Origin of the sequence: Kibdelosporangium phytohabitans, assembly GCF_001302585.1 — a bacterium.
Classification (GTDB): Bacteria; Actinomycetota; Actinomycetes; order Mycobacteriales; family Pseudonocardiaceae; genus Kibdelosporangium; species Kibdelosporangium phytohabitans.
This window is the reverse complement of the sequence record NZ_CP012752.1, coordinates 474,582-487,865: the sequence shown is the minus strand read 5'-3', so window position 1 is coordinate 487,865 and position 13,284 is coordinate 474,582. Positions and strand designations below refer to the sequence as shown.

Here is a 13,284-nt window from a genome sequence, read left to right as displayed (position 1 = left end):
GTCGAATGCGGAATGTGGTCGAGTTCGGTGGCCGTGGCCGGGGCATCCTGCTGCTGCACGGGCTGATGGGCCGGGCGACCATCTGGTGGCCGGTGGCGCAGTGGCTGACGCGCTACGGCCGCGTCGTCGGACTCGACGCCCGCGCGCACGGCCGCAACCCCGTCCAGACCGGGCGCACCGAGGACTTCGTCGCCGACGCCGCCGAAGTGGTGCGTGAACTCGGCCCGTCGGTGGTGATCGGGCACTCGATGGGCGGCCTGCACGCGTGGGCGCTCGCCGCGACCCACCCCGAGCTGGTCAGCGGCATCGTGGTCGAGGACATGGCGCCCGACCAGACCGGCAAGACCGTGGACAAGTGGAAGTCGTACTTCGAGTCGTGGCCGGTGCCGTTCCAGTCGCTGGCGCACGTCAAGGCGTTCTTCGGCCAGTACGGCGACCACTTCGTGGAGTGCTTCGAGGAGCGCGCGGACGGCTACCACCTGATCGCCGACCTTGAGCGGCTCTACCCCATCGCCAACGAGTGGGGCGAACGGGACTACTGGGACCTGATCGAGAAGATCCAGTGCCCGATGCTGGCGATCGAGGCGGCGACCAGCGCCATGCCGCCAGGCCAGATGAGCCAGATGCCGGTGCGTTCGCCCGGCGGCGGCAAGCACGTCGTCGTTCCCGGCTCGGGGCACGTGGTGCACCGCGACCAGCCGGAGATCTACCGCGGCGCGGTGGAGGCGTTCCTGTCGTCGCTCACTTGACGATCTCGACCTCGGCGGTCTGCGTGTCCACGATCGCGACGTGCTCGACGCGCGCCTCGATCCGGTCGACGGGGTGCAGCGCCGCGAAACCCTCGATCAGCTTGTGGTGCTCGACGCCTTGGGCGAGCGCGCAGTGCGGGGTCCACGAGCCGGGCAGCCAGTAGGCCTGCGGCGACTGCACCTGCCCGGCGAGCACGTCGTGGATCGCGGAGTGCACCGCCAGCAGTTCGGCGTCCACGACCGCGCCGAGCATCAGCACGTTCTCCGTGCTCGGGAACGTGCCGAGGTTCGACAGCCACAAGGAGGGGATGGCCAGCGTGCGCAGCTCGTCCTTGAGCAGGTCACGGGTCCGGCGCGGGATCTGCTTGGCAGCGGCGAACGTCACACGTGGCGCCCAGCGGCCGTTCGGGTGGCCGGCCAGGCTCGGCACTCCGGCCTGGTCGAGCCTGCGCCACAGCGCCCTGACCGCGCGGTCCGCGTCGTCGTCGAAGAACACAGCCACTGTGTGAGCCATAGCTGTCCATCATGCCGTGTCAGTACGCTGGGCCACATGGCAGTCGTGAAGATCAACGCGATCGAGGTCCCCGACGGCGACGGCACCGAACTGGAGAAGCGGTTCGCGGCCAGGGCGAGCACCATCAAGGACTCCCCCGGCTTTCTCGGATTCGAGCTGCTGCGCCCGGTCAGCGGCGACAACCGCTACTTCGTGGTGACGCACTGGGAGAACGACGAGGCGTTCCAGGCATGGCGGGCGGGCCCGTCCATGAAGGCGCACTCGGGCCCGCCGAGCGACAAGCCGGTCGCCACCGGGTCGAGCCTGCTCGAGTTCGAGGTCGTCGAAATGATCAAACCGGAGTGAGTCCTGAGCTGGACCGCGCCGCGGAGCTGATCCGCGGCGCGAGTGCGTTGCTGGTGTGCGCCGGTGCCGGCATGGGTGTGGACTCCGGACTGCCGGATTTCCGCGGTGACGAAGGCTTCTGGCGCGCGTACCCGCCGTACGAGCGGCTCGGCCTGAACTTCTACGAGCTCGCCGACCCGGTGCACTTCCGCGAGGATCCCGGACTGGCGTGGGGTTTCTACGGCCACCGGCTGCGGCTGTACCGGGAAACCGAGCCACACGAGGGCTTCCACGTCATCCGGGGCTGGGACAAGCCGACGAGGGTGTTCACCTCCAATGTGGACGGCCAGTTCCAGAAGGCCGGCTTCGCCGACGACCACGTCGCCGAGGTGCACGGCTCGATCCACCACCTGCAGTGCTTCGGCCACTGTGGACAACCGAGCTGGCCGGCCGGCCCGGACGTCGCGATCGACGAGGACACCATGCGGGCCGTCGGCGAGTTGCCGAGCTGCCCGTCGTGCGGATCCCTTGCCCGGCCGAACATCCTGATGTTCGGCGACTACGACTGGCAACCGGCCCGCAGCGAAGCGGTGCTGACCGAGGTGTCCCGCTGGCGATCACGGCAGGACAACCTCGTGGTGGTCGAACTCGGTGCGGGCAACGCGGTCCCGACCGTCCGCCGGATGGCCGAACTGGCGTCGGCGCGCACCGGCGCGCTGATCCGGATCAACCCGCGAGAGCCGGAAGTCCGGCACGGCCGCGGGGTTTCGTTGCCGCTCGGCGCACTGGCCGGACTGACCGCACTGGACAAGCTGGTCACGGCAGGTTGAGCGTGGCCACCGCGGCGCGGTGGTCACTGCCCGGCAAGTCGAACACCTGGTAGTCGACGACAGCGCAGCGCGCGTCGACGAGGAAGTGGTCGAGCGCGACCGGCGGCGGCCAGATCCCCGCGGGCCACGTCGGCGTCAGCCCGCTGCCGTGCTGCTGCGCCACGTCGACGTAGCCGCGGCTGATCACGTCACGCAGGTCGGGGTGGTCGAGCGTGGCGTTGAAGTCGCCGATCAGCATCCTCGGCTTGTCCTTGGTGGTCGTGCCGGGCAACTCGGCCAGTTCCGCCTTCCAGGTGCCCGCGTTCTCCACGCCCGGCACGGCGTGCACGACGAGAACCTCGGGGTCGACCACACCAGGCAGGTCGACGATCGCGCTGGGTTGCGCGAACGTCGCCGGGTCCAGGATCTCGGTCGGCCGCAGCGGGTACTTCGACGCCAGGCCCGACCCGGCCCCGCCGCGCCGCGGCTCGAACAGCCGGTACGGCAGCACCCGGTCGATCCCGGCCCGGTCGAGGTCCTGCACCATCGCCGGGCTGAGTTCCTGGAGGCTGAGCACTTCCACGTTGGTGCGGCGGACCATGTCGAGCAGTGCCACGGCATCCGCGCGGCCGACGTACAGGTTCGCCGTCATCACAGTCAGTCTCGGCCCGAACACCGTGGACTGGTCGTGCGAGATCATCCGCGGCACGACAGCGGCGCTGACGATCATCGCGAACGCGAGCACCACACCGCCGAAGATCCAGCGGCGCATGAACAGCCCCACGACGCCGAGCGCCAGGCCGACGACGGCGATGTACGGCGTCAGCGCGACCGTGGCGATTATGTACCGGTTGCCGGTCACCCCGAGCAGCCGAAGCGCCGCGAAGCCCACGAAGAGCACCGACGGCACCGCCCACAGCGCGACGATCCACGTCCTGACCGGCGGCCGAGGCCTCTTCAGCTCCACTGTCACGCCACCAGCTTGCCCGAAAGTGCCTGACAGCGTCCTGTGCGCGACTCGACAGCGGCGCGTCGCACAGTGGCCGCGGTAGATGACGAGAGGGGGACGAGGTGTCCAACGCGATCGAAGCCGAAGGCCTGGTGAAACGGTTCGGGGAGACGACCGCGCTCGACGGCGTGGACCTGGCCGTGCCCGCGGGCAGGATCCTCGGCGTACTGGGGCCCAACGGCGCGGGCAAGACGACAGCGGTCCGCATCCTGGCGACGCTGCTGCGCCCGGACGCGGGCACCGCGCGTGTCAGCGGCTACGACGTGCTGAGCCAACCGGTCGCGGTCCGCAGCCTGATCGGTCTGACGGGGCAGTACGCCTCGGTCGACGAGGACCTGTCCGGCCGGGAGAACCTGGTGCTGATCGGGCGGTTGATCGACATGTCCAAAGCCGACGCCAGGACGCGCGCGACCGAACTGCTCGACCGGTTCGAGCTCAGCGACGCGGCCGACCGCGCCGCCAAGACGTACTCGGGCGGCATGCGCAGGCGGCTCGACCTGGCGGCGAGCCTGATCAGCCGCCCGCGCGTGCTGTACCTGGACGAGCCGACGACGGGACTGGATCCGCACAGCCGCAACGAGGTGTGGGACATCGTGCGCAGGCTCGCCGACGACGGCGTGACAGTGCTGCTGACCACGCAATACCTGGAGGAAGCCGACCAGCTCGCCGACCACATCACGGTGTTCGACCACGGCCGCGTGGTCGCGGACGGCACGCCCGGCGAGCTCAAGCGCAAGGTCAGCGGGCAGACGCTGCAGATCCGGCCGGCCAACGAGGACGACCTCGAAGCCGTGTCCCGGATCCTGCTCGAACTGACGGGCACCCAGCCGTCGGGGGATGTCGACAGCGCGGTGCTCAACACGCCTGCCGACGACACCGCGCTGATGGCCGCGGTGATCAGGCGGCTGGACGAGCTGAGCATCCCGGTCGACGAGATCGGGTTGCGGCTGGCCAGCCTCGACGAGGTGTTCCTCGCGATCACCGGCACCAAGGAAGGAACGAGGGCATGACCACCGCGACTGTCAGCCCGGTCACGTCCATCAGCCCGGTCAAGGCGATCGAGCACGGGATCATCCTGGCCGGGCGCAACCTCCGCAAGACGCTGAAAAGCCCCGAGCAGCTCATCGACGTGACGATCATGCCGGTGATCATGCTGCTGATGTTCGTGTACCTGTTCGGCGGCGCGATCGGCGGCGGCGACCGGGACGGGTACCTGCAGATGCTGCTGCCCGGCCTGATGGCGCAGACCATCCTGTTCGCCACCCTCGGCACCGGCGTCGGACTGTGCACCGACATCACCAAGGGCGTGTTCGACCGGTTCCGCAGCATGCCGATCGCCCGGTCGGCACCGTTGTTCGGCGCGGTGCTCGGCGACGCGATCCGGTTCGTCGCGTCGTCGGTGTTCCTGTTGGGGTTCGGCATGATCCTCGGCTTCGACATCACGACGGACGCGGCGTCGGCGTTGCTCGCGGTGGTCGTGACTGTCGCGTTCGGACTGTGCCTGTGCTGGATCTCCGCGTGGGTCGGCATGCTGGTCAAGTCGCCGCAGGCGGTACCGGGCGCGATGATCGCGTTCATCATGCCGCTCGGCTTCGTCAGCAACGTGTTCGTGCAGACGGGCACGCTGCCGGCCTGGTTGAAGGCGTTCGCCGACATCCAGCCGGTGAGCCTGCTGGCTGAGGTCAACCGCGGTCTGCTGACCGGTGGCCCGGTCGGCGGGCCGCTGCTGGGCACGCTCGCCTGGATGGCCGGGTTCGTCGCGGTGTTCTACCCGTTGGCGATGGTCACGTACCGGCGGCGTGTGGCCTGACGGCTCAGGGTGTCCCCGGTGGGGGTACGGGGACACCCTCCTTGATCAGCCGAGTCGCTTCGTCCTGGGTCATCTTCCGTGCCTCGGCGAGGACTTCCTGTTCGGCCGGACCGAACTTCCCGAGTACGGCGAGGTTGTCGGGTGAGCCGACGTCCAACGCCCCCGCGATGGCGGCACTCGCGCCGAGCAGCCGCGCCGCGAACACCAGATCCCCTGCCGCGGCAGCGATCGTGGCCATGGCCTCGGCGACGTCGGCCACGCTTTGCGCGTCCCGCAGGTATCCCGCGTTCCGGTCGGTCGCCGCGACCGCGTCGGCCGCGGCCCGCCACGCCTCCGCCAGCTTCCCCTCGGCGGTGTACTGCCGGGCTTCCACGACACCGAGCCAGCACCGCAGCGGGTCGTTCATCGAGTCGGGCCAGTCGACCAGTTCGTTCCTGGTCGTGTCGAGGCGGGCCCGCGCTTGCGCGAGGTCACCGCGTGCCCGCAGGACCGCGCAGAGCCGGATCACGATCGCCACGGTCACCGCCCGCTGGCCCTGGTTCTGGCTGACCTCCGCCATCCGGACCAGCACGCGGTATGCCTCGTCCAGATCGCCCATCCGGTAGTGCTGCTCGGCCAGCCTGCTCCTCGTCATCGCCGGGTCCATCGAGGGGCCCAGTTCGACCTCGACGCGCAGCGCCTCCTCGTGCAGTTCGATCGCGCCCGCGATGTCCCCGCCCGTCGACCGGATCTCGGCGAGCGCGTTCAGCGCCATCGCCAGCCCCCAGCGGTCGCCGATCGTGCGGAACCGGCGGATCGACGCCTCCTGCCAGCGTTTCGCCCTCGCCAGGTCGCCGAGGTTCTCGGCGGCCATCGCGCCGCCGAAGGCGACCACGGCCCGCGTCCACTTGTCGGGGTGCCGCAAGGACCGCCGGAAGGCCACGTCGGCGCCGTCGAACTCGTGCGTCATCGCCAGCGCGACCGTCTCGATCATCGCGGCCAGCGGCATCGCCTTGGCCTGCTCGGAATGGCAGAGTTCCAGCACGGTGGCGATCTGGGCCGGGTCCGGTTGCTCGACGCCGCCCATGACCGTCAGCATCCGGTACAGCAGGCGAGGACCGTCGGGCGCGCGGTGCTCCATCAGCTGCATCCGGGCCAGCGGCAGCACCTGTTCGGTCAGCGCCTCGCCGAAAACCCCTTGGCGCAGCAGCCAGTACCAGGTCCACGCGGCCAGGATCCGGAACGAGGCGTCCGCGTCGTCACGGTCGACCGCCAGCCGGACCGCCTCGATCACGTTGTCCCGTTCGGCGTCCAGGAACCGCAGCCAGCGGACCTGGTCGTGGCCGCGCAGCATCGGCTCGGCCTCCTCGACCATGCCCATCACCCACGCGATGAACCTGGTCCTGGTGCGTTCCGCGTCGACGAGCCGTGCCGCGGCGAACGCCTTGACGGTCTCCAGCATCCGGTAGCGTGGTACGCCGTCCGCGCCTTCGCCTGCCTCCACAAAGGATTTCTCCACCAGCGACGCCAGGACGTACAGCACGTCGTCCGCCGCGAGGTCGCCGGCGGCGCACGCCGCGACGATCGCCTCCAAAGTGGACGGATTGGCGAAGACCGACATCCGGCTCGCCAGGGTGCGTTCGGCCGGGGCGAGCAGGCCCCAGCTCCACTCCACCACCGCGCCGAGGGTCTGGTGGCGGGGCAGCGACGTGCGGCTGCCGCCGGTCAGCAGCCGGAACCGGTCGTCGAGACGCTCGGCGACCTGGCCGACCGTCATCGAACGCAACCGCGCGGCGGCCAGTTCGAGCGCCAGCGGCAGGCCGTCGAGCTGGCGGCAGACCGCGACGACCGAGCCGACGTTGCCATCGTCCACTGTGAACCCGGGGCGCACGGACCGGGCCCGGTCCAGGAAAAGCCGGACGGCGGCGCTGCCCGCGGCCTGCTCGGCCGACGCGTTCTCCCCCGGCAGGTCCAGCGGCCCGAGCGGGAACAGGGTTTCCCCGTTGATCGTCAACGGTTCCCTGCTGGTGGCGAGAATCCGCAACCGCGGGCACGCGGCCAGCAACGTCTCCGCGAGGTGCGCCACCGCGGACACCAAGTGCTCGCAGTTGTCGAGCACGACGAGTTCGGACCGGTCGGCGAGCGCTTCGAGCAACCGGGTCGTGACGTCCGTCTGCGGATGCCAGACCTGCCGCTTCTCCGACACCCGCGAGTCACCGAGGCCGAGCGCCGACGCGAGCGCGGCGGGAACGTCCACGGCCTCCCTGAGGCCCGCGAGGTGCACGAACCACACCCGGTTCGCCGCACGGCTCGCTGCTTCCGTCGCCAGCCTCGTCTTTCCGGCGCCGCCCGGACCGACCAGCGTGACCAGCCGGTCCCGGCCGAGCAGCGCCTCCAGTTCGGTCATCTCGTGCTGGCGGCCGACGAAACTGGTCAGCTGCGCGGGCAGTCTGGTGCCGTTGTTGGGGATCTCCGCCGGTGTCGCGCGCAGCAGGGCCAAGTGGGCTTGCTGCAGTTCCGGGCTCGGGTCCACGCCGAGTTCCGCGGCGAGGTTCTGGCGCGCGGTCTCGTACGCGGCCAACGCGTCGGCCTGGCGCCCGGCCGTGCGCAATGCGCGGATGAGCAACGCGGTGAGCCGTTCCCGCAGCGGGTGGTCCCTGGTCAGCGCGTACAGCTCGACGATGACGTCAGCTTCGTGACCGCGCAGGATGTCCGCCTCGATGCGGTCTTCCAACGCGGTCAAGCGCAGTTCCGCCAGGCGCGCCACTGCCGCCGCCGCGAACGGCGCCTCGGTGACGTCGACGAGCGCCGGGCCCCGCCACAACGCCAGCGCTGTCCTCAGCACCTCGGCGGCGTTCGCGGCCTCGTTGCGTTTGAGCAGGCGACTGCCTTCCGCGGCAAGGCGTTCGAACTGCTCGGCGTCCACTTCCGTTGCCGCGAGTGAATATCCGGCCGGGAAGGACTCGATGCGCTTGGCCAGCCCGGTCTTGCGCAGCCGGGACACGAGCGACTGCAGTGCGTTGGTGGCGTCGGCGGGCGGCTGCGCACCCCACAGGCCGTCGATCAGCGCCTCGACCGGCACGATCCGGTTGGCTTCGAGGGCAAGGCGCACCAGGAGCATGCGCAGCCGTGGACCGCCGACCTCGATCTCCCGGTCGGCGGTATCCGTCAGGCACAGCGGCCCCAGGACAGCTACTCGCACACCCGCAAGCATGTCACCTCACGAACGCGGAAGGGCGGCTCCCCGAGGAGCCGCCCTTCCGGTGTTCGCTGTCTGTGGTTCGTCAGTCCTCGAGACCCTCGGCGGCCTCACCGGACGACGTGCCCGGCGACGCGGCCAGGTCCACCGGCGGCGAGTCCGGCACGCTCTTCGGCTTGGCCTCGCCGCGGAAGACGAAGTGGGCCTTGTCGTCCGAGCCTTCGCCCGACCAGCCCTCGACGTCGCCGATCACGATCTGACCCGGCTCGAGCTCGCCGAACAGGATCTTCTCCGACAGCTGGTCCTCGATCTCGCGCTGGATGGTCCGGCGCAGCGGCCGGGCACCGAGCACGGGGTCGAAGCCGCGCTTGGCCAGCAGTTTCTTCGCCAGCGGGGTCAGCTCGAGAGCCATGTCCTTGTTGCGCAGCTGGACCTCCACGCGGCCGATCATCAGGTCGACCATGCGGATGATCTCGTCCTCCGTGAGCTGGTGGAAGACGATGATGTCGTCGATGCGGTTGAGGAACTCCGGGCGGAAGTGCTTCTTCAGCTCGTCGTTGACCTTCTGCTTCATCCGCTCGTAGTTGTTGGACTGCTCGCCACCACCGGCGAACCCGAGCGACACCGCCTTGGAGATGTCCTGCGTGCCCAGGTTCGACGTGAAGATGATGACCGTGTTCTTGAAGTCGACCGTGCGGCCCTGGCCGTCGGTCAGGCGGCCGTCTTCCAGCACCTGCAGGAGGGTGTTGTAGACCTCCTGGTGCGCCTTCTCGATCTCGTCGAACAGCACCACCGAGAACGGCTTGCGGCGGACCTTCTCGGTCAGCTGGCCGCCCTCTTCGTAGCCGACGTAGCCGGGAGGGGCACCGAACAGGCGCGAAGCGGTGTAGCGGTCGTGGAACTCGCCCATGTCGATCTGGATCAGGGCGTCGTCCTCGCCGAACAGGAAGTTCGCCAGCGCCTTGGACAGCTCGGTCTTACCGACACCGGACGGCCCGGCGAAGATGAACGAACCGCTGGGGCGCTTCGGGTCCTTCAGACCCGCACGGGTCCGGCGGATCGCCTTGGAAACAGCCTTGACGGCCTCCTCCTGGCCGATGATCCGCTTGTGGACCTCGTCCTCCATGCGCAGCAGGCGGGTGGTCTCCTCCTCGGTCAGCTTGAAGACCGGGATGCCCGTCCAGTGCGCGAGGACCTCGGCGATCTGCTCCTCGTCGACCTCGGCGACGACGTCGAGGTCGCCGTCCTTCCACTGCTTCTCGCGCTCGGCCTTCTGCCCGAGCAGCTGCTTCTCCGAATCGCGCAGCTTCGCGGCCCGCTCGAAGTCCTGCGCGTCGATGGCCGATTCCTTCTCCCGGCGCACGTCGGCGATCTTCTCGTCGAACTCACGCAGGTCCGGCGGCGCCGTCATCCGGCGGATGCGCATCCGGGCACCGGCCTCGTCGATCAGGTCGATCGCCTTGTCCGGCAGGAAGCGGTCGTTGATGTACCGGTCGGCCAGCGTGGCCGCCTGCACGAGCGCGCCGTCGGTGATCGAGACGCGGTGGTGCGCCTCGTAGCGGTCGCGCAGACCCTTGAGGATCTCGATCGTGTGCTCCAGGTTCGGCTCGCCGACCTGGATGGGCTGGAACCGGCGCTCGAGCGCGGGGTCCTTCTCCACGTACTTGCGGTATTCCTCGAGGGTGGTCGCACCGATGGTCTGCAGCTCACCACGGGCCAGCATCGGCTTGAGGATGGAGGCCGCGTCGATCGCGCCCTCGGCGGCACCCGCACCGACGAGCGTGTGGATCTCGTCGATGAACAGGATGATGTCGCCGCGGGTGCGGATCTCCTTGAGGACCTTCTTCAAGCGCTCCTCGAAGTCACCGCGGTAGCGGGAGCCCGCGACCAGCGACCCGAGGTCCAGCGTGTAGAGCTGCTTGTCCTTCAGCGTCTCGGGCACCTCGCCCTTGACCACCATCTGCGCCAGACCCTCGACGACGGCGGTCTTGCCGACACCCGGCTCGCCGATGAGGACTGGGTTGTTCTTGGTACGGCGGGACAGCACCTGCATGACCCGCTCGATCTCCTTGGCCCGGCCGATCACCGGGTCCAGCTTGCCCTCGCGGGCGCTGGCGGTGAGGTTGCGGCCGAACTGGTCGAGCACGAGCGAGGAGGACGGCGTGCCCTCACCGCGGCTGCCCGGCTCGGTCTCCGGCTTGCCCTGGTAGCCCGACAGGAGCTGCAGCACCTGCTGGCGGACCCGGTTGAGGTCGGCGCCGAGCTTGACCAGCACCTGGGCCGCGACACCCTCGCCCTCGCGGATCAGCCCGAGCAGGATGTGCTCCGTGCCGATGTAGTTGTGGCCGAGCTGCAGCGCTTCGCGCAGAGACAGCTCGAGCACCTTCTTCGCCCGAGGCGTGAAGGGGATGTGACCGGAAGGCGCGTGCTGGCCCTGGCCGATGATCTCCTCGACCTGCTGACGCACGCCTTCCAGGGCGATCCCGAGCGACTCGAGCGCCTTCGCCGCGACACCTTCACCCTCGTGGATCAAGCCCAGGAGGATGTGCTCGGTGCCGATGTAGTTGTGGTTGAGCATCCGGGCCTCTTCCTGGGCCAGGACAACCACCCGCCTCGCGCGGTCGGTGAACCTCTCGAACATTCGCACTCCCTGACTGCTGCGCCGGCGGCCCTTCACCACTCGTCATGTTGGTGGATTCAGCACCGTAGGACCACTGTAGTCGCCCGGCCTGTCGCGCTCAGTGCCACTCACGACCACAGATTGATGACAGACCAGGCACTTCGCCTGCTGGTACCGGCTGACACCCCTTACAACGTGCGTTCACCGGGCTGGATTCCATCAAATGAGACGTGTCCGCTGTCCGCGAACAGGTCGCGTCCAAGCGTGACCGCGATCACTTTCTCACTCGTTCGGCTCAATGACGACCGGGCTTGATTCGATCTTGGGCCGGATGTGTCACTGAGTTTCCCTCAGTGGCTGGGGTGGGTGTCGGTGGGGCTCTTCGGCGGTTCCGCTCCGGCCCTCGGCTCGTTGCCCGCTGGCTCTTTGTCGTGATACGCGGCGCCGATTTGGCATGGAGCCTCCGGGGCGGCCATCGGAGAGCGTAAAGGTGGAGCCCCGCCCCATGGGCATGCTCCAGCGGCTTCGTTTGCCTGCGGGGCTCTCCTCGCTTGCAAGCCTACGGCCGCCCCGCTCCACGTAAACTCGGCGCCGCTACATTTTCGCAGGTCAGTGGCTCCTTCTCCGGCCCGCCAGCCAGCAGCACCGGCACCGCTCCACCGGCCGCCGCCACCCGCACCGCTCCACCGGTCCGCCAGTCATCGACGTCGCCACCATCGCCGGTCATCGGAATCGTCACGTTTCGCGACTCGGCGCACCTCTGCCCGTGCCACTCCAGGCGCCGTCACGCTTCGGTCGCTCCTGGGCGCCGCTGCGTTCCGCTTCGCGGTCGGGGTGTGGCCTTCTCGTCAGCTGGCTTTCGCGGCGGCGTGGGCGGCGTGGGCCGCGCGGTGGCGTGAGCCGATCGGGACGACCATCGGGGTTCCGGCCACCGGGTCGGTCAGGATCTTCGCGTCCAGGTCGAAGACGTCGCGCAACAGGTCCTCGGTCAGCACGTCGCCCGGGTCGCCCTGGGCCACGATCTTGCCTGCGCGCATCGCTACGAGCCGGTCCGAGTAGCGGGCTGCCAGGTTCAGGTCGTGCAGGACCATCACCACCGTCGTTCCCCTGGTGGTGTGCAGGTCGTGGACGAGGTCGAGCACGTCGACCTGGTGGGCCAGGTCGAGGTAGGTGATCGGTTCGTCCAGCAGGAGCAGTTCCGTTCCCTGCGCCAGGGTCATCGAGATCCAGGCCCGCTGGCGCTGGCCGCCGGAGAGTTCGTCGACCACGCGGCTGGCGTGCTCGTCCATTTTCGTCAGGCGGAGGGCGTCCGCGACCGCTGCTTCGTCCTCCACCGACCACTGGCGGTACCAGGTCTGGTGCGGGTGGCGTCCCCTGGCGACCAGGTCGGCGACTGTCAGGCCGTCCGGGGCGACCGGGGTCTGCGGCAGGAGGCCGACTGTTCGCGCCACTTCTTTCGTCGGCAGCTTGTCGATCCGCTTGCCGTCCAGGAGCACCTCGCCCGCTCGCGGGCTCAGCAGGCGTCCCAGTGCGCGCAGCAGGGTCGACTTCCCGCAGCCGTTCGGGCCGATCACCGAGGTCACCGTGCCCTGGGGGACGTCGAGGTCGAGGCCGTCGACCACGAGCCGCTCGCCGTACCCGAGCCCGAGCTCGCTCGCCTTCAACCGCACCTTGCTCGCCGCCACCTGCGCCTCCCGGAGATCCGCCCGGAGCATAGCCCCCGACTGGTTAGGTAAGGCTAACTGACCTTCCTGGCCTGGCCCAACCCCGGAATCCGGCACGTTAAAGGCCCGCGGCCACCGGCCGCGGGCCTTATGCGACGTCGCTAATCAGTCGCGGTTGTTGTGGTACGCCTCGGTGACTTCCTTCGGGATACGGCCGCGGTCGGAAACTTTGTATCCCTTCTTCCTCGCCCACTCCCGGATTGCCTGGTTCTGGTCCCTGTCCACCGACGCGGTCCGCGCCACCCGGCCCGCAACGGCGAGCTTGCCCGCCGCGCGCTTACGACCTCCGGAACGGCGGGCGTGGTCGACATAGTCGCTCAGGATGTCCCTGAGCTTCCCGGCATTGTCCCCGGACAGGTCGATCTGGTAGGAAACGCCGTCCAGACCGAACTCGAGGGTCTCTTCGGCTTCCGAACCGTCAACGTCGTCAACGAGGGTCACCGTGACCTTCTGCGCCATACGCCGCCTCCTCCGGGGTGATTACCGGGTACGGAATGATTCTCGCTTGCAGGTAGGCTAGCGCAAATCGAGAATGATGTGGATAGTC

The 13,284-nt window shown here is 69.1% G+C and carries 11 protein-coding genes; 5 read left to right on the top strand and 6 right to left on the bottom strand.

What is annotated here, in order from left to right:
* The first annotated feature begins 5 nt into the window (after window positions 1-5).
* Window positions 6-749 (top strand): alpha/beta fold hydrolase, encoded by a 744-nt coding sequence (locus AOZ06_RS02310; RefSeq protein ID WP_054287886.1) that lies wholly within the window; start codon window positions 6-8, stop codon window positions 747-749.
* Here AOZ06_RS02310 and AOZ06_RS02305 read toward each other — a convergent pair.
* On the bottom strand, window positions 742-1,263 hold the full coding sequence (locus tag AOZ06_RS02305; protein ID WP_054287885.1) for a 2'-5' RNA ligase family protein: 522 nt from the start codon (window positions 1,261-1,263) through the stop codon (window positions 742-744). The two genes, AOZ06_RS02310 and AOZ06_RS02305, sit on opposite strands and share 8 nt — an antisense overlap.
* Before the next feature lie 36 nt (window positions 1,264-1,299).
* Between AOZ06_RS02305 and AOZ06_RS02300 the strand changes: the two genes are divergently transcribed.
* Together AOZ06_RS02300 and AOZ06_RS02295 are read left to right on the top strand one after the other, a co-directional pair.
* Entirely contained in the window at window positions 1,300-1,608 is a 309-nt protein-coding gene (locus AOZ06_RS02300) for an antibiotic biosynthesis monooxygenase family protein (protein ID WP_054287884.1), read from the top strand.
* Entirely contained in the window at window positions 1,605-2,417 is an 813-nt protein-coding gene (locus AOZ06_RS02295; protein ID WP_054287883.1) for an SIR2 family NAD-dependent protein deacylase, read from the top strand. The genes AOZ06_RS02300 and AOZ06_RS02295 overlap by 4 nt, the downstream gene beginning before the upstream one ends.
* On the opposite strand, the gene AOZ06_RS02290 is transcribed toward AOZ06_RS02295, so the two are convergent.
* The gene (locus AOZ06_RS02290) at window positions 2,404-3,369 is read right to left on the bottom strand and encodes an endonuclease/exonuclease/phosphatase family protein (RefSeq protein WP_054287882.1); all 966 of its coding nucleotides are present in this window, start codon (window positions 3,367-3,369) and stop codon (window positions 2,404-2,406) included. The genes AOZ06_RS02295 and AOZ06_RS02290 overlap by 14 nt on opposite strands.
* Window positions 3,370-3,467: 98 nt before the next feature.
* Here AOZ06_RS02290 and AOZ06_RS02285 point away from each other — a divergent pair, with 98 nt between their 5' ends.
* On the top strand, window positions 3,468-4,415 hold the full coding sequence (locus AOZ06_RS02285) for an ATP-binding cassette domain-containing protein (protein WP_054287881.1): 948 nt from the start codon (window positions 3,468-3,470) through the stop codon (window positions 4,413-4,415).
* The gene (locus AOZ06_RS02280; RefSeq protein WP_054287880.1) at window positions 4,412-5,215 is read left to right on the top strand and encodes an ABC transporter permease; all 804 of its coding nucleotides are present in this window, start codon (window positions 4,412-4,414) and stop codon (window positions 5,213-5,215) included. The genes AOZ06_RS02285 and AOZ06_RS02280 overlap by 4 nt, the downstream gene beginning before the upstream one ends.
* Before the next feature lie 4 nt (window positions 5,216-5,219).
* Here AOZ06_RS02280 and AOZ06_RS02275 read toward each other — a convergent pair whose 3' ends face one another.
* From AOZ06_RS02275 to AOZ06_RS02260, 4 genes are all read right to left on the bottom strand, one after another.
* Window positions 5,220-8,396: an AfsR/SARP family transcriptional regulator gene (locus AOZ06_RS02275; RefSeq protein ID WP_063810282.1), complete on the bottom strand. Its 3,177-nt coding sequence runs from the start codon at window positions 8,394-8,396 to the stop codon at window positions 5,220-5,222.
* Window positions 8,397-8,478: 82 nt separating this feature from the next.
* The gene (locus AOZ06_RS02270) at window positions 8,479-11,034 is read right to left on the bottom strand and encodes an ATP-dependent Clp protease ATP-binding subunit (RefSeq protein ID WP_054287878.1); all 2,556 of its coding nucleotides are present in this window, start codon (window positions 11,032-11,034) and stop codon (window positions 8,479-8,481) included.
* Between the two features lie 827 nt (window positions 11,035-11,861).
* Window positions 11,862-12,698, bottom strand: a complete 837-nt coding sequence (locus tag AOZ06_RS02265) for an ABC transporter ATP-binding protein (protein ID WP_236952047.1) — start codon at window positions 12,696-12,698, stop codon at window positions 11,862-11,864.
* 144 nt (window positions 12,699-12,842) lie between these two features.
* Window positions 12,843-13,196: a histone-like nucleoid-structuring protein Lsr2 gene (locus AOZ06_RS02260; RefSeq protein WP_054287876.1), complete on the bottom strand. Its 354-nt coding sequence runs from the start codon at window positions 13,194-13,196 to the stop codon at window positions 12,843-12,845.
* Window positions 13,197-13,284: the final 88 nt, after the last annotated feature.